22 protein-coding genes are annotated in these 25,102 nt (G+C 71.1%); 15 read left to right on the top strand and 7 right to left on the bottom strand.

The genetic code is table 11. The features are described from left to right. The first annotated feature begins 176 nt into the window (after positions 1-176). Genes VGJ24_RS15830 through VGJ24_RS15815 form a run of 4 tightly spaced genes read left to right on the top strand, consistent with a single transcriptional unit; the run spans position 177 to position 4,190 of the window. Entirely contained in the window at positions 177-416 is a 240-nt protein-coding gene (locus VGJ24_RS15830) for a hypothetical protein (RefSeq protein WP_331501598.1), read from the top strand. A 30-nt stretch (positions 417-446) separates the two neighbouring features. Further along, positions 447-1,421: an NADPH:quinone oxidoreductase family protein gene (locus tag VGJ24_RS15825; RefSeq protein ID WP_331501597.1), complete on the top strand. Its 975-nt coding sequence runs from the start codon at positions 447-449 to the stop codon at positions 1,419-1,421. 34 nt (positions 1,422-1,455) lie between these two features. After that, positions 1,456-3,402 carry a M13 family metallopeptidase gene (locus VGJ24_RS15820; RefSeq protein ID WP_331501619.1) on the top strand — a complete coding sequence of 649 codons (1,947 nt, stop codon included), beginning with the start codon at positions 1,456-1,458 and terminating at the stop codon, positions 3,400-3,402. Beyond that, positions 3,399-4,190: a 2-phosphosulfolactate phosphatase gene (locus VGJ24_RS15815; protein ID WP_331501596.1), complete on the top strand. Its 792-nt coding sequence runs from the start codon at positions 3,399-3,401 to the stop codon at positions 4,188-4,190. Before VGJ24_RS15820 ends, VGJ24_RS15815 begins: the two co-directional genes overlap by 4 nt. Here the strand turns inward: VGJ24_RS15815 and VGJ24_RS15810 are convergent. From VGJ24_RS15810 to VGJ24_RS15795, 4 genes are read right to left on the bottom strand one after another with little or no spacing between them, the layout of a single operon-like run. Next, positions 4,181-4,861, bottom strand: a complete 681-nt coding sequence (locus tag VGJ24_RS15810; RefSeq protein WP_331501595.1) for a peptidoglycan-binding domain-containing protein — start codon at positions 4,859-4,861, stop codon at positions 4,181-4,183. The genes VGJ24_RS15815 and VGJ24_RS15810 overlap by 10 nt on opposite strands. 27 nt (positions 4,862-4,888) lie before the next feature. Further along, complete coding sequence (locus tag VGJ24_RS15805) at positions 4,889-6,475, bottom strand: DHA2 family efflux MFS transporter permease subunit (protein ID WP_331501594.1); 1,587 nt, start codon at positions 6,473-6,475, stop codon at positions 4,889-4,891. Further along, positions 6,472-7,851, bottom strand: coding sequence for an MFS transporter (locus VGJ24_RS15800; protein ID WP_331501593.1), 1,380 nt, complete (start codon positions 7,849-7,851; stop codon positions 6,472-6,474). The genes VGJ24_RS15805 and VGJ24_RS15800 overlap by 4 nt, the downstream gene beginning before the upstream one ends. After that, positions 7,848-8,573 carry a helix-turn-helix domain-containing protein gene (locus VGJ24_RS15795; RefSeq protein ID WP_331501592.1) on the bottom strand — a complete coding sequence of 242 codons (726 nt, stop codon included), beginning with the start codon at positions 8,571-8,573 and terminating at the stop codon, positions 7,848-7,850. The genes VGJ24_RS15800 and VGJ24_RS15795 overlap by 4 nt, the downstream gene beginning before the upstream one ends. Before the next feature lie 119 nt (positions 8,574-8,692). Here VGJ24_RS15795 and VGJ24_RS15790 point away from each other — a divergent pair, with 119 nt between their 5' ends. Then, the gene (locus VGJ24_RS15790) at positions 8,693-11,392 is read left to right on the top strand and encodes a DEAD/DEAH box helicase (RefSeq protein ID WP_331501591.1); all 2,700 of its coding nucleotides are present in this window, start codon (positions 8,693-8,695) and stop codon (positions 11,390-11,392) included. Then, complete coding sequence (locus tag VGJ24_RS15785; RefSeq protein ID WP_331501590.1) at positions 11,389-12,075, top strand: hypothetical protein; 687 nt, start codon at positions 11,389-11,391, stop codon at positions 12,073-12,075. The genes VGJ24_RS15790 and VGJ24_RS15785 overlap by 4 nt, the downstream gene beginning before the upstream one ends. Before the next feature lie 390 nt (positions 12,076-12,465). Here the strand turns inward: VGJ24_RS15785 and VGJ24_RS15780 are convergent, their stop codons facing one another. Next, positions 12,466-13,014, bottom strand: a complete 549-nt coding sequence (locus tag VGJ24_RS15780; RefSeq protein ID WP_331501589.1) for a TetR/AcrR family transcriptional regulator — start codon at positions 13,012-13,014, stop codon at positions 12,466-12,468. A 70-nt stretch (positions 13,015-13,084) separates the two neighbouring features. Here VGJ24_RS15780 and VGJ24_RS15775 point away from each other — a divergent pair, with 70 nt between their 5' ends. Further along, on the top strand, positions 13,085-14,548 hold the full coding sequence (locus tag VGJ24_RS15775; RefSeq protein WP_331501588.1) for a hypothetical protein: 1,464 nt from the start codon (positions 13,085-13,087) through the stop codon (positions 14,546-14,548). Between the two features lie 19 nt (positions 14,549-14,567). After that, complete coding sequence (locus tag VGJ24_RS15770; RefSeq protein ID WP_331501587.1) at positions 14,568-15,239, top strand: class I SAM-dependent methyltransferase; 672 nt, start codon at positions 14,568-14,570, stop codon at positions 15,237-15,239. Between the two features lie 34 nt (positions 15,240-15,273). On the opposite strand, the gene arr is transcribed toward VGJ24_RS15770, so the two are convergent. Continuing rightward, positions 15,274-15,708, bottom strand: a complete 435-nt coding sequence (gene arr, locus VGJ24_RS15765) for an NAD(+)--rifampin ADP-ribosyltransferase (protein ID WP_331501586.1) — start codon at positions 15,706-15,708, stop codon at positions 15,274-15,276. A 198-nt stretch (positions 15,709-15,906) separates the two neighbouring features. Between arr and VGJ24_RS15760 the strand changes: the two genes are divergently transcribed. The 6 genes from VGJ24_RS15760 to VGJ24_RS15735 are packed head-to-tail and all read left to right on the top strand — an operon-like array spanning position 15,907 to position 23,784. Further along, positions 15,907-17,502, top strand: coding sequence for a carboxyl transferase domain-containing protein (locus tag VGJ24_RS15760; RefSeq protein WP_331501585.1), 1,596 nt, complete (start codon positions 15,907-15,909; stop codon positions 17,500-17,502). A gap of 3 nt (positions 17,503-17,505) precedes the next feature. Continuing rightward, positions 17,506-19,401 carry an acetyl/propionyl/methylcrotonyl-CoA carboxylase subunit alpha gene (locus VGJ24_RS15755; RefSeq protein WP_331501584.1) on the top strand — a complete coding sequence of 632 codons (1,896 nt, stop codon included), beginning with the start codon at positions 17,506-17,508 and terminating at the stop codon, positions 19,399-19,401. A gap of 11 nt (positions 19,402-19,412) precedes the next feature. Then, on the top strand, positions 19,413-20,324 hold the full coding sequence (locus VGJ24_RS15750; RefSeq protein WP_331501618.1) for a hydroxymethylglutaryl-CoA lyase: 912 nt from the start codon (positions 19,413-19,415) through the stop codon (positions 20,322-20,324). Positions 20,325-20,336: 12 nt separating this feature from the next. Then, entirely contained in the window at positions 20,337-21,431 is a 1,095-nt protein-coding gene (locus VGJ24_RS15745) for a hypothetical protein (protein ID WP_331501583.1), read from the top strand. Continuing rightward, on the top strand, positions 21,428-22,573 hold the full coding sequence (locus VGJ24_RS15740; protein WP_331501582.1) for a hypothetical protein: 1,146 nt from the start codon (positions 21,428-21,430) through the stop codon (positions 22,571-22,573). Before VGJ24_RS15745 ends, VGJ24_RS15740 begins: the two co-directional genes overlap by 4 nt. Then, positions 22,570-23,784 (top strand): hypothetical protein, encoded by a 1,215-nt coding sequence (locus VGJ24_RS15735; RefSeq protein WP_331501581.1) that lies wholly within the window; start codon positions 22,570-22,572, stop codon positions 23,782-23,784. The genes VGJ24_RS15740 and VGJ24_RS15735 overlap by 4 nt, the downstream gene beginning before the upstream one ends. On the opposite strand, the gene VGJ24_RS15730 is transcribed toward VGJ24_RS15735, so the two are convergent. Continuing rightward, positions 23,745-24,431: an EcsC family protein gene (locus VGJ24_RS15730; RefSeq protein ID WP_331501580.1), complete on the bottom strand. Its 687-nt coding sequence runs from the start codon at positions 24,429-24,431 to the stop codon at positions 23,745-23,747. The two genes, VGJ24_RS15735 and VGJ24_RS15730, sit on opposite strands and share 40 nt — an antisense overlap. Positions 24,432-24,467: 36 nt before the next feature. Between VGJ24_RS15730 and aat the strand changes: the two genes are divergently transcribed. Beyond that, a partial coding sequence (gene aat / locus VGJ24_RS15725) for a leucyl/phenylalanyl-tRNA--protein transferase (RefSeq protein WP_331501579.1) occupies positions 24,468-25,102 on the top strand: 635 nt, incomplete at its 3' end.

Below are 25,102 nucleotides of genomic sequence, written 5' to 3'. Positions count from 1 at the left end.
TTCCGGCCCGGCGAAGCCGGGACGGAACGCGCGGAGCGAACGCCGAAGCCCGCTTGCGGGCGAGGCGGCTGTGACAGACGGCGAGAACTAGGAATCTTCCCGATGTGGGAGCCCTGTCTTAGCGCGAGTGTCCTGGGCATGGCCGGAGTCACCGGTCGGACCGAAAGGACATCTCCATGAGTACCGCCATCAGCCATCCGCACCGCACTCCCAAGGTCGCCGCCGGCGCCGCCGCCGCCGTGATGGCCGTGGTCGCGTCGGGGCTGCTCTTCGGGGTTCTGCACGACAGCTCACCGAACACCGTCAACGCGCCCGGGCCGAGCCCTGTCTTCAAGCTCACCGGCCCCAGCTTCCAGCACGGAACCTGGGACTTCGCCGGCACGACCTCGGGGGGTCGCACACAGCTCGGCCTGTGACGTCGGGGCAGAGCCCGGCAGGATGGAGGGATGCGTGCGGTCCAGGTCCTCCAGCCCACCGGGCCTGCCGACGTCCGGGTCGTCGACGTACCGGAGCCGGAACCGGGACCCCGTGACGTGCTGGTCGAGGTGTACGCCGTCGGCGTCTCGTTCCCCGACCTGCTGCTGAGCCAGGGGCGCTACCAGGTGCGGCCGGAGCCGCCGTTCACCCTCGGCGTGGACGTGGCCGGCACCGTGCTGAGCGCACCCTCGGGGGTGGTCGGCCTCGAGTCCGGCGCCCGGGTCGCGGGCGTGGTGCCGTACGGCGGTGCTGGTGACCGCGCCGTCGTCCCGGTCTCCGCCGTCTTCCCCCTCCCCGAGCGCACGTCGTACGACGAGGGGGCGGCGCTGCCGCTGAACTACCTGACCGCGCTCTTCGCCCTCGTCGAGCGCGGGCACGTCCGCGAGGGCGAGACCGTGCTCGTGCACGGAGCCTCCGGTGGGGTGGGAACTGCCACGCTCCAGGTGGCGCGTGGGCTCGGTGCCCGCACCATCGCGGTCGTGTCCAGCGACGAGAAGGCGGCGTTCGCGCGGTCGGCCGGTGCGGACGAGACCGTGCTCCTCGACGGCTTCAAGGACGCGGTGCGTGACCTCACCGGCGGCCGTGGCGTCGACGTCGTGCTCGACGTCGTCGGCGGCGAGGTGTTCACCGACTCGCTGCGCTGCCTGACCGAGCAGGGCCGGCTCCTGGTCGTCGGCTTCGCCTCGGGGCAGGGCATCCCGGAGGTGAAGGTGAACCGACTGCTGCTGAACAACGTCGACGTGCGGGGCGTGGGGTGGGGCGGGTTCGCGATGACCAGACCGACCTACATGCGCGAGCAATGGGACCTGCTGCTGCCGATGATCGAGTCCGGCGTCGTCGCTCCGCTGATCGGCGCGACGTACGACCTCGACGGCTTCGGTCGCGCCCTCCAGGACATGGCCGACCGCCGGACGCTCGGCAAGAGCGTCGTGCATGTGCGATGACCGGTTCGGTGAACGTAGGCTCCTGCGCGTGAGCATGCTCGATGACGCCCGCGAGGGCATGGATCTGACCGTGCGACCCCAGGACGACCTGTTCGGCCACGTCAACGGGCGCTGGCTGGAGGAGCAGGAGATCCCCGCCGACAAGGGCAGCTGGGGGCCGTTCGTCGAGCTCGCCGATGCGGCGGAGATCCAGGTCAGGGAGATCATCGAGGAGCTGGCCGAGCGGGTGGTCGCCGGCCAGCAGGGCCTCGACGGCGACGCGATGCGGATCGCCTGCCTGTACGCCTCCTTCATGGACGAGGCCGCCGTCGAGGGCCTCGGCTTCGCGCCCATCCGTCCGTTGCTCGACGCCGTCGACAGCCTGCGCGACGTACGCGACCTCGCGGCATTCCTCGGAGAGTTCGAGCAGGTCGGCGGCAGCGGCCCGTTCGGGGTGTTCGTCGACGTCGACGGGAAGAACTCCGAACGCTGCCTGGTCAACTTCACCCAGGGCGGGCTCGGACTGCCCGACGAGTCGTACTACCACGACGAGAAGTTCGCCGAGGTCCGCGAGAAGTACCTCGCCTACCTGGGCCGGATGTTCGGCCTCGTCGGGCGCCCCGACCCGGACACGGACGCCACCACCGTGATGGAGCTCGAGACCCGGCTCTCGAAGGGCCACTGGGAGCGCGCCGAGACCCGCGACGTCCAGAAGACCTACAACCTGATGACCCTTGACGAGCTCAAGGGCCTCTGCCCGGCGTTCGACTGGGAGGTGTTCATCCGCAACCTCGGCGGCTCCGAGGACACCATCGCCGAGACATGCGTCCGGCAGCCGTCGTACCTCGAGCACCTGGCCACGGCGCTGGAGGAGGTGCCGATCGAGCAGTGGCGCACCTGGCTCGCCATCCGGGTGATCCGCACCGCTGCGCCGTACCTCCCGGCGGAGTTCGTCGAGACCAACTTCGACTTCTACGGCCGCACCTTGAGCGGTACGCCGCAGCTGCGCGAGCGCTGGAAGCGGGGCGTCGCCGTCGTCGAGGGCGGGGTCGGCGAGGCGGTCGGTCGTGAGTACGTCGCTCGGCACTTCCCACCGGCGTCCAAGGCGATGATGCAGGAGCTGGTGGGCAACCTCCTGCGCGCCTACCGGGACTCGATCGCATCCCTCGACTGGATGAGCGACGAGACGAAGCAGCGAGGCTTCGACAAGCTCGACATGTTCCGCTCGAAGATCGGCTACCCGGACAAGTTCATCGACTACTCCGAGCTCGACTTCAAGCCCGACGATCTCCTCGGCAACGTCTTGTCGGCCAACGCCTTCGAGACGCGTCGGCAGCTGGCCAAGGTCGGGGCACCGGTCGACCGCGACGAGTGGCTGATGCTCCCGCAGGCCGTCAACGCCTACTACCGGCCGGGCATGAACGAGATCTGTTTCCCCGCCGCGATCCTGCAGAAGCCGTTCTTCTCGCCCGACGCCGAGATGGCCGAGAACTACGGCGGCATCGGTGCGGTGATCGGCCACGAGGTCGGGCACGGCTTCGACGACCAGGGGGCCCAGTACGACGGAGCCGGCAACCTCGAGGACTGGTGGACGCCCGAGGACAAGGCTCGCTTCGAGGAGAAGTCCAAGGCCCTGATCGCGCAGTACGACGTCTTCGAGCCCCGCGACCTGCCCGGCGAGCACGTGAACGGTGCGCTGACCGTCGGTGAGAACATCGGCGACCTCGGCGGGCTCACGATCGCGCTGGTGGCCTACAACATCGCCCGCGGCGGGGATGTCGCGCTGGAGGACGCCCAGAAGCTGTTCTTCAACTGGGGCCACATCTGGCGGACCAAGCGGCGCACGGAGCTCACGCAGCAGTACCTCACGATCGATCCGCACAGCCCGCCGGAGTTCCGGGCCAACATCGTGCGGAACCTCGACGAGTTCCACGCGACGTTCGGCACCCAGCCCGGCGACGGTCTCTGGATCGAGCCCGAGGCGCGCGTCCGCATCTGGTGACCTCGTCCTCCTCCGCCGAGCACGCCCAGGCGGCGTACCGGCTGCGCTTCGACTGGGGACTCAGCGGCGCCCGGGCCCTGGCCGAGAACGCGCGACCGGGTGACGTCGCGGTCGTCGTGGACGTGCTCTCCTTCACGACCACGCTCTGCGTCGCCGTCGAGGCGGGGATCGAGGTCCATCCGTACCCGTGGGCAGCGGTCGATGCCCCGGCGTACGCCGCCGCGCGCGGCGCAACGCTTGCCCGCGGTCGCCGCGAGGGCCTCGACACCGGTTCGGTCAGCCTGTCCCCGGCGTCGTTCGAGGGCGTGACCGACGTCGAGCGGGTGGTGCTGCCGTCGCCGAACGGGTCGGCGATCGCCTTCGCGCTGGCCGATGCGGGCGTCACCGTGCTGGGTGCGTGCCTGCGCAACGCGACCGCGGTGGGGGCCTGGCTCCGCGCGGCCACGGAGCGGATCTCGGTGGTGGCTGCCGGGGAGCGCTGGCCGGACCGCGAGCTGCGACCGGCGGTCGAGGACCTCTGGGGTGCCGGTGCCGTGCTGACCTCGCTGGGCCTGGAGAGCGCGAGCCCCGAGGCGCGAACGGCGGCCGCGGCGTACGACACGATGCGCGGCGACCTCGCGGCCGCGCTTCGGGCGTGTGCCAGCGGTCGGGAGCTGGTCGGGGCCGGGTTCGCCCGCGACGTCGAGATCGCTGCGGCGGTGGACGTCGCAGCCGTCGTGCCGGTGCTGCGCAGCGAGGCGTTCGTCGACGGCTCGCGATCAGCGGGGGCGCGCACGCCTCACGCGTAGTTGCGGCACAGCTTGGCGATGTGTTTCCAGGTGGTCCCGTCCACGAACCCCGTCGGCGGCAGTCCGAGCCTGGTCTGCTCGACCCGGACGGCGTCCTGGGTGGCCCGGTCGAAGACACCGGTGACGTCCGGCAGGAGGTGGACGTCGCGGAACATGTCCTGGAGCTGCCGGATCCAGATGACCTCCCTGTCGTCTGCGAACATGCCTTCTCGCAGGGACGGGGCGGTGGCCAGGTTGACGTGGCAGACGCACTGCACCGTGCGGGTCGAGGTGGACGAGAGCATCGTCACGACGTCACCCCGGTGCTCGCCCTGCATCCGGATCTCGCACGCGTCGTTGGTGGCGTAGGGGCCGAGATAGACGACGTACTCCGGGTCGGGCCGGACCGCGGTGTCGTCGGGCGCCTGGTAGCGCCACACCGTGTGGCAGGACTCCGCCGTCCGGAGGTAGCGCGCCCCGCGGTTCGACGCCACCGCCGAGGACAACAAGGAGTTGCGCGGGCCGGCATGGACGATCACCACGCTCCTGCCTTCCTGGCACGGCTGGTTCGCCAGTGCGGTGCCCAGGTGGAGCGGGTCGTCGACGTGTCGCGGCATCGCGAACGCCGTGACCACACCGCCGGCGACCCCGAGCACGGCCGCGAGGCCGATGACCAGGGCTTTGGAACGCACCCGCGCAGGATACGGTCGACGGGTCGATCAGCCCATCATGGCGGCTTGAGTGGCCTCCTCGGTGTGATGCTCCGGCGGCTTGCGCGGGAGGAAGAACGCCGGCACCAGGCAGAGACCGACCAGCACGGTGGCAACCAGGAACACGTCGCCGAACGACTGGCCCATGAAGTGCAGACCAGCCACCTGCACGACCTTGGCCTGTGCCTCCGACAGGCCGAGCGACACCGGACTGGCGCCGTTCTGCAGGGCCAGCGTCGGCAGCACGACCTTCTCGTGGGCGTTGTAGGCGTTCGTCAGGAGTACCGAGAACATCGCGGTACCCATCGAGATCGCGATCTGCTGGGTGATGTTCATCAGGGTGGAGCCGCGCGCGATGTCGTGGTCCTTCAGGCTCGCCAACGCGGCCGTGAACACCGGCATCATCGTCGAGCCCATGCCCAGACCCATGATCACGAACGCGGTGATGATGTAGGAGTAGGGCGTCGTGGCACCGATCCCGATCAGCATCCCCATCCCGATGGTGTCGAGCACGATGCCGGTCAGCACCACCTTGCCGGGCCCGATCTTGTCGGCCAGGAATCCTGCGATCGGCATGGTCACCATCGCGCCGAAGCCCTGCGGGGCCACCAGCCAGCCGGACGCCAGCGGTGTCTCGCCGCGCACCTGCTGGAAGTAGAGGGTGAACAGCAGCGAGGCACCGAAGAACGCCATCGCGAACAGGGTCATCGTGATCACGGCGACGGTCATGTAGCGGTTGGTGAACAGGCGCAGCTGGACCAGCGGGTGGATGTTGCGCTTGCGGAGCGCCCACGGGATGAACGCGGCGACCAGCACGAGCCCGACGATCGTCGGAATGACGACCTTGCCGGTGTACATGGTGCCGTGCTCCTGCTTCGCGGCCGGGATCGAGCTCACGCCGTACAGGAACAGAGCGAGTCCGGGCGACAGCAGCAGCATGCCCACGAAGTCGAAGCTCTCCGACGGGTGGACCTCGTCACGATCGAGCACGAACCAGGCGTAGGTGACCGCGACGATGCCGATCGGGACGTTGATCAGGAAGATCCAGTGCCACGAGGCGATGTCGATCAGCCAACCACCGAGGATCGGGCCGAAGATCGGACCCAGCAGCATCGGGACGCCGAGGATCGCCATCACCCGGCCGAGCCGCTCCGGCCCAGCGGCGCGGGTCAGGATCGTCATGCCGAGCGGCATCAGCATGCCGCCACCGAGGCCCTGCAGGACCCGGAAGATCACCAGCATCTCGAGGCTGGTGGCAGTCGCACACAGCGCCGAGCCGGCCGTGAAGAGCGCGATCGCCAGGATGTAGAGGCGCTTGGTGCCGAACCGGTCGGCGGCCCAGCCCGTCAGCGGGATGACCATGGCCAGCGCGAGCGTGTACGCCGTCGCCGTCCACGCGACCTGCGCCTGGGTCTTGTCGAACGTCTCCTGGAACGTGCGTTGCGCGACTGCGACGACGGTGATGTCCAGAATCGACATGATGGCGCCGAGGACCACGACCCCCGCCACGATCATCACGCGGCCGTCGAGCTTCCCGCCGTTGTGGTTGGGAGCGGTGGCCGCGCCGCCGGTCCCGCTCTCGATCTCAGTGCTCATGCGTGGACTCCCCTGTGATGTGCGTGCCCCTCGAGACTAGGGACTGCCGCCGACAACCGGCTAACCCTTTGCGAACGACGCGTGGCGACACGATGTTCCCTTACTGATGACGAGCGGCGTTCCATGGATGTGACACCTCGGGCCGCGGGGCCGGTCCGGATCACGGTTCCGCCGGCAGGTGGACGGCGTACGTCGTCGGCGATCTGGCGGCGCAGCACCACGGCGATGTACGCCGCGGCCAGCGCGGTCACCACGCCCATGATCACGAATATCTGGCGGTAGCTGAGGACGACGACCAACAGCGCACCGATGGCCAGGGAGATGGCCTGCGGCGTCGTCATGACGACCTCCACAGCCGTGGAGACGCGGCCCATGATCGCTTGGGGCGTGCGACGCTGGATCAGCGTCATCAGAGCCACGGTGATGATCGGGATCGAGGCGCCGAACAGCGCGGCGCTGAGACACACGACGACCATGCTGTGGGTCCAGGCCATGACCAGGATGCCGACCACGAGCACGGCCAGGCCCGCCACACATGCGCCGACCTCACCGATCCGCTTGACGACCGCGCTCGAGGACAGGCCGCCGGCGACGGAGCCCACCCCTTGCACCGAGACGATCACCGAGACGAACGTCGCGGGCCGGTGGAAGGCGTCGAGCAGCGCATAGATCGACGACTCGGTGAACCCGATCACCAGGATGCACAACGCGAAGCCGATCAGCACGTGTCGCAGGACGTGCTCGCGAGCCAGATGGCGGAACCCGGCCGTCATCTGGGTCCAGAAGTGCGTCTGCTCGGGCTCGGGTGCCTCCTCGCGGACCTCGAGGGTGGAGATCACGAGGGCGGCGACGAAGAACGAGGCCGCGTCGAGCACCGCAATAGCCCACCCGCCGAGCCAGGTGAACAACAGTGCCCCCAGCAGTGGACCGAAGAGGCGGAACGACTCCTTGGTGGTCTGCAGCGAGGCGTTCGCGTCGACCAGCATCTCCTCGGGCATCAGCTCCTTGAGCAGGCCGTTGAGCGCGGCCGGCAGGGCGATGAACGCGAAGCCGTAGACCGCGGCGACCGACCAGATGATCCAGACCTGGCCAGCCCCCCGCACGAACACCAGCGGCAGCACGAGCACGCCGACCGCGACGTGCGCCCGGACGAGCAACGGCTTGCGGCGGACCCGGTCGATACCGACGCCGAGCAGCGGCGCGAGCAGTGCGGGGATCGCCATGAAGAAGAAGGTGAGTCCCGCCTGGGCGTTGGAGCCGGTGATCGTCTTGACCCAGATCGACAGCACCAGCAGCATCACGGAGTCGCCGAACATCGACGCCGTGAGCCCGGCGTACAGGCGGGTGAAGCCGGGCTGGCGGAAGGCCTGCCTCACGAGGCGTCAGCCCCTGCCGTGACCGCGGGTGTCTCCTCGAGTCCGGGCAGGAGCAGGGGCGCGCCCCACGCGACGAACTCGCACAACCGTGAGCCCGGAGGGCGGAGGGCGGTGTCGGTCAACCGATCGGCGTACCGCTCGAGGACGGACAGGATCTCGCCGTTGATCTCGTCGAGCTCGTCAGGGGTCAGCCAGCTGGCGTGCTGGCTGAGGCTCGAGGCCTCGGCCCACTCGCGCTCCCCGTCGTCGACCAGCTGAGCACGCGCCTGTTGGAACCTGGCGACCTGGCGCTGCAGGAGCATGTCCTCGAGGGCGCGACCCGCGCGCAGCTCGCCGGGCGTGGCGTCCGTGTCGTCCCACGCCAGGCCCACCTGGCGGACCCGCCACGGCCGTTGCCGCCCGATCCCGCCGCCGGCCTCCTCCACGAAGGAGTGGTCGGCGAGCTTGCGCAGGTGCCAGGAGCAGTTCGCGGGCGTCTCGTCGAGCCGGTCAGCGAGCTCGGTGGCCGTCAGCGGCCCGTCGACGGTGAGCAGCTCCATGATCCCGAGCCGTACCGGGTGGGCGAGCGCCGCGAGCTCGCGGGGATCGCTCAGTCGTCGGAACGACGGTCCTTGCTGTGGGTGGTCGGGCTGCTGCTCTGCGACTTCGAGCGACGCTTCGCCCGCCGCCTGGCCTGTCCCTTGCGTCGTGTCGTCACGGCGCGCCCCCTTCTTGGTCGACATGCGTCGAAAGTAATCTTTCGAAAGAGTTCTTGCAACACTTCGCCACAGTTTTGTCCGCGGGTGCGGCTACGGTCGACAACGACGTCGCGGCCGAGTTGATTCCGGGGGTGGAGGTGTCGGTGAGCTTCGTGCCCCTGACCGGGCCGGCGGTCCTGCACGCCGGCGGGGCGCCGCGCGACGGCTCCGTGGAGTTCACCGATGACCGCCGGACGATCACGCTCCCGATCAGGGCGGCGCTGCCCGTGCTGGCCAAGGCTCGCACGGCCGACGACGCCCACCCGTCCGTCGCGCTGCTCGCCGCGGCGTCGCTGCTCGGCATGCGGTTCGTCGCGGCCGGGAAGTTCGAGCCGGGCGACGGCGGGTGGCGGCTGTCCGCGCTCGACGCCGACGACGCCGAGCGCATCCGGCGACTGGCCGAGTCGCGCGCCCACACCGGGCTGAGCCCGGAGGCCGCGGAGGCCGTCGTACGCCGCGTCGTCGACGCCGTGGTGGACGCGATGCCGCGCACCCGGCCGGCGACCGACCTGCGCCGAGCCGCGCCGACCCCTGCCCGACCGCGGGTGCCGGACGAGGCGTTCGCCCGACGTCTCCAGGATCTGGTCGCGCGCCATCGTGGCGCCCGGTCCGACCTGCCGCAGCTGGTGACGCTCTCGCTCCGGGTCGAGGCCGACGAGGAGGAGCTGGTCGCCGGGGCGTGCCGTCTGGTGCTCCAGGTGCACGACGAACGCGACCCGCTGCACGTGCGCGACGCCGCGAGCCTGTGGCACGACCATCCGTCCGTGCACGGGTTCGGCGACCGGGCCCGCACCCACACGACGCTGGCGCTGCGCGAGGCGGCCGCCGCCTGGCCACCTGTGGAGCGCCTCCTCGAGCAGCGTGTCCCCGACGAGATCACCCTCGACAGCGACGACCTGGTCAGTCTGCTCGAGGACGGCGTCGCGGCGTTGCGCGCGGTGAGCGTCGACGTGCTCTGGCCGCGCAGCCTCGGCCGCGACCTGAGTGCGACCGCCACCCTCGACCGCGCACCCGGGAAGCGCGAGGCCCAGCTGGTCGAGGGCGTGCTCAGCGGCGATGTGCTGTTCGCCTTCAACTGGCAGGTCTCGTTGCGGGGAGACGCCCTGACCGAGCAGGAGATGGACCAGCTCGCGCGGGCGACCTCCCCGATGCTGAAGCTGCGCGGCGGTTGGACGGTGGTCGACCCCGCGATCGCGCGGAAGGCCCGCAAGCGCCTGATCCGCACGGTGCCGGCGGCCCAGGCGGTGGCCGCCGCGCTCACGGGCGTGGTCGAGGTCGAGGACGCACCGGCCGAGGTCGTCGTCGGCGCCAGCCTCCTCCAGGTCCGCGAGCAGCTCCTGGGTGCCGCGACCGCGCCGCCACTGCCGTCACCGCCGGGACTGGCTGCGACCCTGCGCGACTACCAGCGCCAGGGCTTCACCTGGCTCGACCGGCTCACCTCGCTCGGCCTCGGCGCCTGCCTGGCCGACGACATGGGCCTGGGCAAGACCGTCACCCTGATCGCGCTGCACCTCCATCGCGCCACACACCGCCCGGGTCCGACCCTGGTGGTGTGCCCGGCCTCGCTGCTGGGCAACTGGGAGGCCGAGATCCGACGGTTCGCGCCCGGCGTCGACGTACGCCGGTTCCACGGCGGGCAGCGGTCGCTGGACGACCTGACCCCGACCGACCTACGACCCGACCCCGGCTTCGTGCTCACGACGTACGGCACGCTCCGCCGCGACGCCCCGACGCTGACGCAGGTCGTCTGGGGGATGGTGGTCGCCGACGAGACGCAGCACGTGAAGAACGCCAGATCCGCGACGGCCCGTGCCTTGCGCTCGATCCCGTCGTCTGCACGCGTGGCTCTCACCGGCACTCCGGTCGAGAACAACCTGACCGAGCTCTGGGCGATCCTCGACTGGGCCACGCCCGGGCTGCTCGGCAGCCGGCAGGCGTTCCGCAAGGTCTGGGCCGGGCCGATCGAGTCCGGTCACGAGCCGACCAAGGCGCGGCAGTTCGCCGGGCTGATCGGGCCGTTCCTGCTGCGTCGTCGCAAGACCGACCCCGGCATCGCGCCCGAGCTGCCGGCGAAGACCGAGACCGACCACCTCCTCGGGCTGTCCCGCGAGCAGGTCGTCCTCTACGAGTCGTTCGTCCGCGACACGATGGCGCGCATCGAGCGCGCCGACGAGGAGACGCGACGCGGCCTGGTGCTGAAGCTGCTCACCGGCCTCAAGCAGATCTGCAACCACCCGGCCCACTTCCTCAAGCAGTCCGGCGGGCGTCTCGGCGGTCGGTCGGAGAAGCTCGACCTGCTCGACGAGCTGGTCGGCACGGTGCTCGCCGAGGAGACCTCGGTGCTGGTCTTCACCCAGTACGTCGCGATGGCCAGGCTGCTCGAGGACCACCTGACCCGCGGCGGCGTACCCCACCAGTTCCTGCACGGCGGCACCCCGGTCCGCCGGCGCGATGCGATGGTCGCGGCGTTCCAGGCCGGCGAGGCGCCGGTGTTCCTGCTCTCGCTGAAGGCGGGTGGCACCGGGCTCAACCTCACCCGTGCCGACCATGTCGTCCACGTGGACCGCTGGTGGAACCCCGCGGTCGAGGACCAGGCGACCGACCGCGCCCACCGGATCGGCCAGACCCGGCCGGTGCAGGTCCATCGGATGATCACCCAGGGCACGGTCGAGGAGCGGGTCGCCGAGCTGCTGCGCCGGAAGCGCTCGCTGGCCGACTCCGTGCTCGCCCACGGCGAGACCGCGCTGACCGAGCTCAGCAACGACGAGCTGCTCGACCTGGTGTCGCTGCGGAGGATGCCGTGAGCACGCGGGCGACCTCCGCGGTCACGTTCTCGCGCATCCCGCCGCGACGGTCGACGTCGCGGGCCGCGACCTGGTGGGGTCGTGCCTGGGTCCGCGCGGTCGAGGAGGCGTCGTACGCCGACTCCGACCTGCACGCCGCGCGGACGCTCTCGCGCAGCGGCGCCATCGGCGCCATCACCGTCGACGCGGGGACCGTCGTGGCGCAGGTCCACGACCGCGCCGACGTCTGGCCGGTCAGCGCGACGGTCCCCGGGCTCGACCCGGTCAGCCGGCGGGCGTTCGTCGAGGTGGTCGCCGGGGAGTCCGGGCACCTCCCCGCGCTGATGGCCGGCGAGCTGCCGCACCGTCTGGTCGAGCAGTCCGAGGAGGCCGGGGCCGAGCTCCTGCCCTACGGCGGTGAGCTCGGCTCGGCCTGCCCGTGCGGTGCGTGGGTCGACCCGTGCGTCCACGCCCTCGCGGTGATGCTCCAGGTCGCCTGGCTGGTCGACGGCGACCCGTGGGTGCTGCTCCGGCTCCGCGGCATCACACCCGACGACCTCCAGGCCGAGCTCGCCGCCGTTCCGGCCGACGAGCCGGACCCGCTGTCGGACGACCTGGCGCTGGCGATGGACGCCGCGGTGCGGGCCGCTCGGGTGGTGGCCCTCGCCGACGACCCGGCGGCCGAGATCGGCCACCTGCTCTGAGACTCGCTCAGCCGCCGACGGCGTACAGGAGCGCGTTCTCGATCGCGTACGACGTGCCGTCGGCGCCGATCACGGTCTCGGTATAGGCCTGTCCGCGTGGCTTGTTGAGCCGGATCTGCTCGGTGAGCTGCCCGGTGTCGAGGTCCCAGCGGGACAGGTGCCCGTCCTCGTTGTTCGCGATCGCCGAACCGGTGGCCGGGTCGACCTGTCGACGACGTGCCCAGGGCCTGCGTCGTGCCCGCGGTGGCGGTGGTCAGGGCGGCGGCCGCGACGGCCGTCCACACGACCCCCGCTGCCAGCTGTCGAGCACCGATCCTCATGTGTACTGACACGCTCCTGGTCCGGCTCGGGTGGTCACGGTACGTCGCGGCAGCAGCGCATCGACGTGGTTCAGCTGCCGACCAGAGCGCCCATCGCCATCCGTTGCAGCACGCCCCGCATCGCCTCGTCCGGGATCAGGCCGCTGTGGGGGGTGGAGTTGATCAGCCCGAACGCCGCGTGGGCCATCGCCCGGGCGCGGTCGGTGTGCAGCCCGCGGTGCAGGCGTCGGAGCTGGGCGGCCCAGATGTCGACGTACTCACGCTGGAGCTGGCGCACGCGTTCTCGGGCGCTCGGCGGCAGTGACTGCCAGTCGCGGTCCTGGACGACGATCAGCGAGCGGTGGCGGAGCGCGAAGTCGGTGTGCCAGGCGACCAGCGACTCGAGGGCATCGTGAGGGGAGGACGCACTCTCCACTCGGGCCCGGCCCTCCTCGAGCAGTCGTTCGCTGATGCCGACGAGCATCGCGGCCAGCACGGCGTCCTTGGACTCGAAGTGCTTGTACAGCGCCGGCCCCGAGATCCCGCACGCCTTGCCGATCTCGCCGACCGAGACCCCGTGGAACCCCTTGGCGGCGAACAGCTCGGCCGCCGTCTCGAGGATCTGGTCGCGCCGGGTCACTCGGCCAGGTTAGCGGTCGTTAACGCGGCCGACGGTCGCCACCGTCGGCCGGGCGGGCGATGATGCTCTGGTGACCGACCTGCGATCCGTCCTCAACTCCGTTGGTCGTCGCGGCGCGGTCGTCGTCGCGGCCGTCGCACTCACCGCCGCCGCCGCCACGGTCGTCGTCCCGCCGGCGTCGGCCGGCCATCCGGAACGCACCGCCCACCACACCCGGTCGGTGACCGTGCACCGCGGCGGGCCGGACAAGATGATCAGGTTCCACCGTGGTCGCGCGGGCGAGGTCTTCCTCAACGTCACCGTCTCCGCCCGGGGCGTGTCGTGGGCGAAACGCACGAACGAGTCGGCCGTGGTGTCGGCGTACGTCGACGGCCGCTACGCGACGGACATCGTGATCATGTCCTCGGCCCGGTTGACCCGGCAGTTCGCCCTCGGCGCGCTGCGCGCGGGCCGGCACACGCTGCGGTTGCACTACGCCGCCCAGCGCTCGCGGAGCAGGGCCGGAGTCGCCAAGCTCCGGGACATCGGTTTCAAGACGGTGCGACGCGGCAGCCCGGCCTACGCCGCAGCGCGGTACGCGCCGGTGCTCTACGGCCGCAACGTTCCGGGGTTCGGCGGCCGCTTTCAGAACAACCGCACGGACACCCCGCTGGTCGCCTGGCATCAGGTGCTGCCCGCGGCCAGGCCCGGCCACTCGGTGATCGAGTACTCCGTCATGTGGAGCAACGAGGACGGCGGCACGAGCACACCGGCGCTGATGGCGCAGTGGGGACGCACCACCGACATCGAGTGGGTCTATCGGGTCGAGGTGAACGCCAAGGGCCGCCGTGTCCCCGGAACGGGGGTGTTCCAGGCGCCCGCCCACGGGGCCCTGAAGTTCCGCGGCGCGTACGACGCCACTCATCCCCTGCTCCAGACCTGCACGTCCAACAACAACGTGTGCGACTCGAAGGAGCTGCGCGCGTTGCAACAGGTCAAGGATCCGATGCGCTTCGCCCTCTCCACGCGCAAGGTGCTTCCGGCCGACCAACCGCGGGAGCACGAGATGGACATCCACCCCTGGACCTACCGGGTGATGGCTCAGGAGATGCGTCGCGAGCACAAGATCGAGTCGCCCTCGAGGCCGTCGACGCCGGCGGTCGGCGATCAGCGCAGCTACCTCTACATCGCGGTCACCCACCACACGACTCCTCCGGCCTCGGCCGGCGGGATGGGCCTGGCGGTGGACGTCCGGCTGAAGGGCAGCTCCACGACGTACACGTCGAACCACGACATCGCGTTCTGGACCATCAACCGCGACGGCCCGGCCGCGACCACGATCGAGCTGCCGCGGGGCACGACCGCCCGCGACGTCGCCTCGATCTCGGTCCGCCGGGTGCCGGTCGGCACCGACGACGGGGCGACCTTGACCGTCACCGCGATCGACCGGGCGTTCTTCCTCCGCCGGAGCTACCTGCCCCGGCCTTCTTTCGGGCACTGGCATGGCAGCAAGGTGCTGACCACCAGCCTTCCGACCGCGGAGCTGTGGCCCTGAGGCGGCCTAGCATCTCGGTATGGCCGTTCGTGAGGCGCGCTATGACAGCGCCGCTGACTGGTACGTCGGTTTCGCCCGTGACTGGGCGGTCGACGCGCGTCCCTTCCTGCCGGGTGATGTGTCGGGTCAGCGCGTCCTGGACATGGGGTGCGGACTCGGCGAGCTCAGCCGCGTCCTGGCCCATCGGGGTGCGTCGGTCACCGCGGTGGATCTCTCGGCGAAGATGCTGGAGTACGCCGCAGACCGGGAGGCGGATGAGCCGCTGGGGATCCGCTATCTGGTGGGCGATGTGACCACCACGGAGTGGTGGGACGGCGAGCCGTTCAACGGTGTCGTGTGCAACATGGCGCTGATGGACATCGACGATCTCGACGCGGCTCTGTCCACCGCGGCCCGGGTGCTCCACCCCGGTGGCTGGTTCAGCTATTCGCTGCTCCATCCGTGCTTCCCGGGCCTCCGCGACGGAGCCTCGGATCAGCTGTCCAGCTGGCCCCCGGATGGCGGGTACGCGGCCGAGGGGTGGTGGACGACGGAGGGCGCCGGGGTACGTGGTCGAGTCGGGGCCAACCACCGGATGCTGTCGACGTACCTCAATGCCACGATGGGTGCCGGGTTCGCACTCGAGGAGCTCGGTGAGGCGACCACCGAGGTACCGCGGTTCCTCATCGTTCGCTGCCGACGGCGTACCTGACAGCGAGGCCTCGCATCACGCGCTGTTCTCGTGGTCAGTCTTCGATCCGGGCTGCCCCCTGCCGTTTCAACGCATGTAGTCCGTCCCGCATGGCTTGCAGCTTCTCGGGCGAGTGGCCGACCCAGTCGGCCAGCTCGCCGACCACGCGCGCCGGCTCGCGGCTGCGGAAGGACTGCGTCGGATTCCCGGGGTACTTCTTGTCAGTGACATTGGGGTCGTCCTCGAACTCACCGGTCGGCTCGACGATGTAGACGCGCGCGCGGCCCTGGCCCGCAGCGAGCTCGGCGCCCCAGACAGCGGCGTCGAGGGTCGCGGTGAAGTAGACGTGGTTCATCACGCGTCCGTCTTCGAAGTTCGACTCGCGGCCGGGCACCAGCATCGCGCCGACCGCGAGGTCCGCCTTCGTGCCGTGCAGGTACACACCGGCCTGGTAGACCTCGAACGGCACCGGCTCACCCGTCGCGCTCATGTCGCGACACTAGTTGTCCCCAAGCGGCTGTGCGTAAGCCGAACAGCGGCAGTGCGGAATGACTACGCCCCACCAGCGCGAGTCCGGTGCTCGCACCCAAGACGCGCGTGCCTCGAACAGATCCCTCGGTGGTGTCCCAGCCGGGGGGGCTGTCCCTCAGCGCTGGCACGCCCGGTTAATGATCGCTAACCTAGACGAGTGAGTGAGCTGCGCGAGCTGGTCGACGAGCTCCGGGACCATCTGGCCGTCGTACGCCGGGGCGGCAGCGAGTCGGCGCGGAAGAAGCACACCGACCGCGGCAAGCTCCTGGTGCGCGATCGCATCGACCGGCTGCTCGACCCCGGCAGCCCGTTCCTCGAGCTGAGCCCGCTGGCGGCGTTCGGGATGTACGGCGCGTCGGCCGACGACGCCTACGCCGTCCCCAGCGCCTCGATCGTCACCGGCATCGGACGCATCCAGGGTCGGGAGTGCGTGGTCGTCGCCAACGACGCGACGGTCAAGGGGGGCACCTACTACCCGCTCACGGTCAAGAAGCACCTGCGCGCCCAGACCGTCGCGCTGGAGAACCGGCTTCCGTGCGTCTACCTCGTCGACTCGGGCGGCGCGTTCCTGCCGATGCAGGACGAGGTGTTCCCCGACCGCGAGCACTTCGGCCGGATCTTCTTCAACCAGGCGAACCTGTCCGCGCAGGGCATCCCGCAGATCGCGAGCGTGATGGGCTCGTGCACGGCCGGCGGCGCGTACGTCCCGGCGATGAGTGACGAGTCGGTGATCGTGCGCAACCAGGGCACGATCTTCCTGGGCGGCCCCCCGCTGGTGAAGGCCGCGACCGGTGAGGTCGTGACCGCCGAGGAGCTGGGCGGTGGTGACGTGCACGCGCGCACGTCCGGTGTCGTCGACCACCTGGCCGATGACGACGCGCATGCGCTGGCGATCGTGCGGTCGATCGTGGACACGCTGCCCCGGCACGGTGGTTTCGAGACAGGCGCGGAGCGCCTGCCTCAACCACCGATCGAGGCGGTCGAGGAGCCCCATGAGGCACCGGAGTCGCTGTACGACGTGGTGCCCGCCGACACGCGCACGCCGTACGACGTGCGCGAGGTGATCCGGCGGGTCGTCGACGGTAGCCGGTTCCACGAGTTCAAGAAGCTGTACGGCGAGACCCTGGTCTGCGCCTTCGCGCGGATCTGGGGTCGGGAGGTCGGCATCGTCGCCAACAACGGGATCCTGTTCAGCGAGTCGGCGCTCAAGGGCGCGCACTTCATCGAGCTGTGCAACCAGCGCGGCATCCCGCTGGTGTTCCTTCAGAACATCACCGGCTTCATGGTCGGCCGCGAGTACGAGAACGGCGGGATCGCCAAGGACGGCGCGAAGCTGGTGACCGCCGTCGCGTGCAGCGTCGTCCCGAAGTTCACCGTCGTCATCGGCGGCTCGTTCGGCGCCGGCAACTACGGCATGTGCGGCCGCGCCTACGACCCGCGCTTCCTGTGGATGTGGCCCAACGCCCGCATCTCGGTGATGGGCGGCGAGCAGGCGGCGGCGGTGCTCGCCACGGTCCGGCGCGACGGGTTCGAGGCGCGCGGCGAGGAGTGGTCGGCCGCGGACGAGGAGGCCTTCAAGGCGCCGATCCTCAGCTCCTACGAGCACCAGGGTTCGCCGTACTACTCGACCGCGCGGCTCTGGGACGACGGCGTCATCGACCCCGCGGACACGCGGCGGGTGCTGGGCATGGGCCTGGTCGCCGCCTCCCATGCCCCGGTGCCGGCGCCGTCGTACGGCGTCTTCAGGATGTAGGCGATGATCCTCCACACCCTGCTGGTCGCCAACCGGGGCGAGATCGCGCTCCGGGTGTTCCGCACCTGTCGTCGCCTGGGCATCCGGACCGTCGCGATCCATACCGATCTGGACGCCGATGCGCCGCACACCCGCGCGGCCGACGAGGCGCTCTGGGTCCCGTCCTACCTCTACGTCGACGGCGTCGTGGCCGCTGCCCAGGAGGCGGGTGCCGACGCGATCCACCCGGGATACGGCTTCCTGTCGGAGCGCGCGGCGTTCGCGCGCACCATCGAGGAGGCGGGCCTCCGGCTGGTCGGACCGAGCGCCGACGTGATGGACGCGATGGGCCGCAAGGACCACGCCCGCGAGATCGCGGTCAAGGCCGGCGTGCCGGTGGTGCCGTCGTACGACGCGGGCGAGGACCCCCACGGATTTGCCTACCCGGTGCTGGTCAAGGCGGCCGCCGGCGGCGGGGGAAAGGGGATGCGCACGGTGCGGTCCGCCGGCGAGTACGCCGAGGCGCTGGCCGCCGCGAAGCGCGAGGCGGCGAGCGCGTTCGGCGACGACGCGATGCTGGTCGAGAAGTACGTCGAGTCCGGGCGGCACGTCGAGGTGCAGGTGCTCGGCGACGGCCACGGGAACGTCGTGCACCTCTACGAGCGCGACTGCTCGACGCAGCGGCGTCACCAGAAGGTGCTCGAGGAGGCGCCCGCACCCACGATCATCCCCGAGCTTCGTGACCAGATCACCGGTGCCGCCGTCGACCTCGCCCGGCAGGTCGGGTACACGAACGCCGGCACCGTGGAGTTCCTGCTCGACAACGCCACCGGCGACTTCTACTTCTTGGAGATGAACACCCGGCTCCAGGTCGAGCACCCCGTGACCGAGTCGGTGGTGCGGGTCGCCGGCGCCCCGCTCGACCTGGTCGAGCAGCAGTTGAGGGTCGCCGCTAGTGAGACGCTGTCGTTCACCCAGGACGACGTCTCGCTCCAGGGGCACGCGATCGAGGCACGGGTGTATGCCGAGGACTCCTTCGCCGGCTTCCTGCCGCAGGCGGGCACTACGTCGCTGGTTCGCTGGAGCGACTCGGTGCGCGTCGACCAGGCACTCGAGAGCAACCAGGTGGTGAGCACGGCGTACGACCCGATGCTGGGCAAGGTGATCGCGTCCGGTGCCGATCGCGAGACCGCCCGCCGGGCGCTGGTCGCCGCCCTCGACGAGACCGCGATCCTCGGGCTCACGACGAACGCCGGGTTCCTGCGGACCCTCGCGGCGAGCGACGAGTTCCGCGACGCGACCATCGACACCGCGTGGCTCGACCACCACGAGGTGCCGGCGCCGGACGCCGACATCCCGCGCGTCATGGCGGCCTGGGTCGCGGCGATGCTGGCGGCGTTCGACACCGGCCATCCGTTCCAGGCCGACGGCTTCCGGTTGGGCGGACCGTCGGCGCCGACCTTGGTCGAGCTCGATCGCGACGTCCTCGTCGACCGAGCGGTCGGGACCGTGGACGGCGTACCCGTCCGTCAGCTGTACGGCGAGAACCATGTGCTGGAGCTCGAGATCGACGGCCACCGTGTTCGCGGCGTCGTGAACGTCCAGCCGGACATCGTCGAGGTCAGCTACCAGGGCCAGCGGTTCGTGCTGACCGGACCCGACCGGCTGGCCGATCATGTCGCCGTCGGCGACGGCACGATCGTCGCGGCGATGCCCGGGACCGTGCTCGAGGTGCGGGTCGGTGCCGGAGATCAGGTCGAGGAGGGTCAGGTTCTCGGCACCATGGAGGCGATGAAGATGGAGCTGTCGCTGAAGGCGCCGTTCGGCGGCACCGTGACTGCCGTCGAGGCGGATGCCGGTCAGGGGGTCGCTCTGGGCGCGACGCTGTTCGTCGTGGAGCGCGAAGGAGACGCGGAGTGACCGATCTGCCGATGACCGTCCCGGCCGAGGGACTGCCCGAGCGCGTGACGATCTACGAGGTCGGGCCGCGCGACGGTCTCCAGAACGAGTCCGAGCTGGTGCCGACCGACGTGAAGGCCGAGCTGATCCGGCGTCTGCTGACTGCCGGGTTGCCAGTCGTGGAGGCGACGTCGTTCGTGCATCCACGGTGGGTGCCGCAGCTCGCGGACGCCGAGGACCTGATGCGGTTGCTCGGTGATGAGGGCCGCGACCTCCCGGTGCTGGTCCCCAACGAGCGTGGGCTGGACCGCGCCCTGGAGCACGGGTGCCGACACGTCGCGATCTTCGGCAGCGCCACCGAGACGTTCGCGCAGAAGAACCTCAACCGGTCCCTCGACGAGCAGTTCGCGATGTTCGAGCCCGTGGTACGCCGGGCCCGCGACGCGGGCCTCGACGTCCGGGCCTACGTCTCGATGTGCTTCGGCGACCCGTGGGAAGGGGCGGTCCCGATCGAGCAGGTCGTCTCCGTCGGGCAGCGACTGCTCGACCTCGGCGCCGGCCAGCTCAGCCTCGGCGACACGATCGGGGTGGGTACGGCGGGCCACGTCGCCGCCATGGTCGACGCGTTCGCGGCGGCCGGGATGCGGGTTGACGACCTGGCCCTGCACTTCCACGACACCTATGGCCAGGCGCTGTCCAACGTCCAGGCGGGGCTGCGCGCCGGCGTCACGACGTTCGACTCGAGCGCCGGCGGCCTCGGCGGGTGCCCCTATGCCAAGAGCGCGACCGGCAACCTCGCCACCGAGGACCTGGCCTGGCTGCTCAGCGGCCTCGGCATCGAGCACGGCGTCGACCTCACCGCCCTCGTCGAGACCTCCACCTGGCTGGCCACCCACCTCGGCCGTCCCAGCCCCTCCGCCGTGGTTCGCGCGTTCGCCGGCTGACAGAATCCGGTCATGAGCCGGAGGGTGTACGTGCACGTGGGCGCGCCCAAGACCGGTACGACGTACCTCCAGGACCGGCTCGGGAACAACGTCAAGAGCCTGGCGGCCCACGACGTCCATCTCCCCACGCGGGCGCCGCTGATGAGCTCCGGGATGTTCCACTTCCGGGCCGCGCTCGACCTGATGGACCAGGACTGGGGAGGGACGCCGGGGCACGCCGAGGGCTCGTGGGACGCCATGGTCCGCCGGGTACGGCGCGCGTCCGGCGCCTCGATCATCAGCCACGAGATCCTCGCCCCGGCCGCCCCCGAGCACGTGGCCCGACTCAAGACCGACCTGGCCGACAGCGAGATCCACATCGTCTACTCCGCCCGCGACCTCGCCCGCCAGGCGCCGGCCGGCTGGCAGGAGAGCGTCAAGCAGGGCCGCCGCTGGAAGTTCGGCCGCTACCTCTCGCGCATCCGCAGCGGCCGCCCCTGGTTCGCCCGGGCCTTCGACCTCCCCCGCGTGCTGACCACCTGGGGCAACGGGCTTCCGCCGGCGCAGATCCACGTCGTCACGGTCCCGCAGGCGGAGGCGCTGACCGCCGACCCCGACCTGCTCTGGAGCCGCTTCTGCCGCGCCTTCGAGATCGACCCCGAGTGGGCGCCCGAGGACAGCGAGCGCACCAACGCCTCCCTCGGCAGCGCCGAGACCCAGGTGCTGCGGGCCCTCAACGAGCGGATCGGCCGCAGCACCCGCAACAATCCCGGGTACGACGCGCTGATCCTCGGCATGCTCGCCGACGAGTCGCTCGGTGGGAGCGACTCCCCGCCGATCCTGCTGCCGCCGAAGTTCTACGACTGGGCCCGCGAGCGCGGCGAGGCCTGGGTCGAGTGGCTGGAGCAGAGTGGTGTCGACGTGGTCGGCGACGCGGCCGAGCTCCTTCCCGAGCCGCCGCCCGAGGGTCAGAAGTTCCAGCATCCAGACCGCGTCTCCAACAAGGCCCAGCTCGCCGCCGCACTCGACGCCCTCGCCGCGATGACCGAGGAGGCGGCCTCGCGCCCGGACCCCGACGCCTCGATGCTCGCTCGCCTCCGCCGCGCCCGAGAGGCCTACCGGCGGTGAGTCGTACGACGCCCGACTCGTCCCAACCGGATCAGCGCGCCCACGAGGCCCGCGCCTGGGGCTGGGTCGCCCACCTCCGCGATGGCGGTACGACGCCGTGGGCGGCGTGGTCCTCGGCCGCGGGCGCCGACGACCAGTTCGGCCGCTACCTGCCCGGCGCGCAGCAGCTCGAGCTGCTCCGCCGCTTCAACCGGATCGGCCTGCCGTCCCCGGAGCTCGCCGAGCGGGTGCTCGGCACCAGCGCGCCCGGCCGCGGCCGCCCCGACCTCGGGTTGGTGGGTGTCCTGCCGGAGTCGGGCTTCGGCCCGCCGCCCGTCGACCCCGCGGACCTGCCGGACGACGAGCTGGTCCGGGTCGCCACCGCCCTGATCGCCGAGGACGTCGTCGCCGCCGGCGACCCGCTGGAACCCCGCACGCCCCGCCTGCTGCGACGGCGGTACCGGACGCTCGGCGACCCCGAGGTCGCCAACCCCCTGCGCGACGCTCTGGTCGCCGACGGTCGGCCACCCGGAGGTCGACGCGCCACCGTCGTGGTCGCCGGCAGCGATCTCGAGTCGATGCTCGTCCACCTGTGGACCGCCCGCTCGCTGGGTGCCGGCGTACGGCCGTGGCCGGACTGGCTACGCGCCGAGCTGAGCAGACCCGCCCTGCCCGCCCGCATCGATCTGGCGGCGCGCGCCGCGGCCTGGGTCCCCCGGGTCGGGGTCGGTCGGGTGCACGTGGTCCTCGACGACCCGCGTCGGGCGACCCGGCTGCTCACCCGCCGCAGGCTGTCGATGCCGAAGCCGCTCTCGGCCGACGCGGTCGAGCTCGCGCGCCGTACCGCCCCCGTGGTCGGCACCCTCGTCACCCCCGAGCGCCGGACCGCGCTGATGTGGCACCGCCTCAGACCTGTGCTCGCCGCGCACCCCGGCCCGCCGCTGCTGGTGCCGGGGCGCTACGACCGGTGGTTGCGCGAGCGCACCACCGACCTCCGTCGCCGGCTCGCCGCCGGTGACTACGCTGTCCACGGCACTCTTCCCGAGCCCTTCCACCGGGTCGGGGCGCGGGCGCCGGACGACGAGAGGGTTCTCGCGCTGGCGATGAGGGTGTTGCTCGGTCCCCCGATCGGGACCTCGCTGGCGGAGCGGGAGGTGACGTGACCAAGAAGGTCTACCTCCACGTCGGCACCCCCAAGACCGGCACGTCGTACCTCCAGCACGTGCTGTACCACAACCGCCGGATGCTTCATCGCCACGGCTTCCACTACCCGGCCGACCGGTTCGACGCGCACTTCCTGGCCGCGCTCGACCTGATGCGGATGCCGTGGGGAGGGCTCGAGGCGCAGGCCATCGGCACCTGGGACACGCTCGCCGCCTCGGTACGCCGCGCGCACGGCGACTCGATCATCAGCCACGAGATCCTGGCCACCGCCTCCCGCGTCCAGATCGGCCGCGCCCTCGAGAGCCTCGGCCATGACCGCGACACCGAGATCCACCTCGTCCTCTCCGTCCGCGACCTCGTGCGCCAGATCCCCGCCGAGTGGCAGGAGAACGTCAAGCACCGCGCGGCGCTGTCGTACCGCGCGTTCATCGACCGGATCCAGGACCCACGCCGCGAGGGCCGCATCCCCACGTGGTTCTGGGGCGTCCAGGAGATCCCCGACATCCTGGACCGCTGGGGCCGCGACCTGCCGTCCGAGCACGTACACGTCGTCACCGTCCCGCCCTCCGGTGGTTCGCCCGACCTGCTCTGGAAGCGGTTCGTCGAGGCGTTCGGTCTCGACGGCATCGACCTCCAGCTCGACGGTGAGCGGGTCAACCCGTCGCTCGGCGCGGCCGAGACCACGCTGATCCGCCGCATCAACCGCGCGGCCAACGAGGAGCTCGATCCCGTCTTCTACCGACCCCTGGTCCGCGAGCTGGTCGCCCACCAGACCCTGTCGCGCCGTACCAGGACGCCGCGGCTCGCCCTCCCGCCGGACGTGCACCCGTGGGCGAGCGAGCTCGAGGAGGCGTGGATCGCGGAGATCCGCGCCCGTGGGTACGACGTGATCGGCGACCTCGACGACCTGCGCGGCGCCCCGCCCGCGCGCGACTACACCGACCCCGACCACCCCGACGAGGCGCTCGTGTCCGGTGCCGCGGTCGACGCGCTCAAGACCGTCCTGCTGGACCATGCCCGGTTGCAGCGCGAGCTCGGTCAGGCCGAGGCCGAGCTGCGCGACACCCAGCGTCAGCTGGAGAAGGCGTACCTGAGGCCGACGTACCGATGGCGCGAGAAGCTCGTCCGTCGGCTCGAGACGGGCAACACGGGTCGCCTGATGATGAAGGCCTACCGACGAGCGAGGGGCAGGAGCTCGCGATCGGCGTAGCGGCCGACCCTCCACGTCGCGTAGCCGTCGACGCCCATGCCGACCAGTCCACCCACCAGCGGGATGCGACGTCCGGACGTGCCGGCGAGCCTCTTGCCGGCCACCTTGGCGACCAGGTCGGCGGCGACCACCGCCGAGATCATCACGTCGAGTGAGGGGTCGTGGGCCGGTGCGGTGGCCATGGCCATCGGCGGCGCCGGCAGCTTCTGGCGCTGCACCAGGTCGCGCACCGACTCGTCACCGAGCATGCAGACCAGAACGGAGTTGCGCACGCGCGGGTCGGCGAGGTCGTAGCCCCGCAGATGGGCGATGCCGGCGACCATCCGGCACTCGACCAGGGCCAGCCCGGAGATGTTGGCGGGCACGGTGAACGCCATCGTCGCGAGGCCGCCGAGGTTGGTCAGGAAGCCCTGCGCTCCGGCGTACCGCACGTGGTTCTCGATGATCTCGTGGATGGCCCGGTCGACGTTCCCGTGCTGCTCCTGGAGCTGCTTGTCGGCGGCCGATGAGGCGGGTGGAAGCGGGCCGATGCCGTAGATCGCCCGGTGCAACGCCTCACGCACGAACGCCGCGGTGAGACCGGGCGCGAGCTCCGTCAGCCGGGCGGGCTGACGGCTCGTCCCACGGGTGCTCGTGCCGGCCGCCATGAAACGATCCTACGTTTCAACCCCTACCGTGGAGGCGTGCCGGTCGACCCGCCCCCGAGCATCTGGGAGTTCCCGGCGCCCGCGCGCTTCCACCACGACGACGACCTGGTCGCCACCGGCGCCGACCTCGAGCCGGGGACGCTGCTGGCGGCGTACCGCGCGGGCATCTTCCCGATGCCGGTCGGTGGAGGACGGCGGGCGCCGATGGCGTGGTTCAGCCCGGTACGCCGCGGCGTGATGCGACCGCGCGACCTCCACGTCTCCCACTCGCTGGCCAGGTCGGCCCGCCGGTTCGAGATCCGGGTCGACACGGCGTGCGCCGAGGTGGTCGACGCGTGTGCCGACCCGCGCCGGCCGTCGGGCTGGATCGACGGCCAGATCCGCGCGGCGTACCTCCGGCTCCACGAGCTCGGCTGGGTGCACTCGGTCGAGACCTGGCGGAACGGTCGCCTGGTGGGCGGGTTGTACGGCGTGGCCATGGGCGGCCTGTTCGCCGGCGAGTCCATGTTCCACCACGAGACCGATGCCTCGAAGGTCGCGCTGATCGGCCTGGTGCGCCTGCTCGACGACGGTCGGGACCGCCTCCTCGACACGCAGTGGCAGACCCCGCACTTGGCATCGCTGGGGGTCTCGGAGGTGTCTCGCGCGGAGTACCTCGACCGGCTGGCCCA

The sequence above is a fragment of the Nocardioides sp. genome, assembly GCF_036493135.1.
In the GTDB taxonomy this organism is placed as follows: Bacteria; Actinomycetota; Actinomycetes; order Propionibacteriales; family Nocardioidaceae; genus Nocardioides.
Note: the sequence above shows the minus strand (reverse complement) of the source record. Positions and strands in the feature narration are given on the sequence as shown.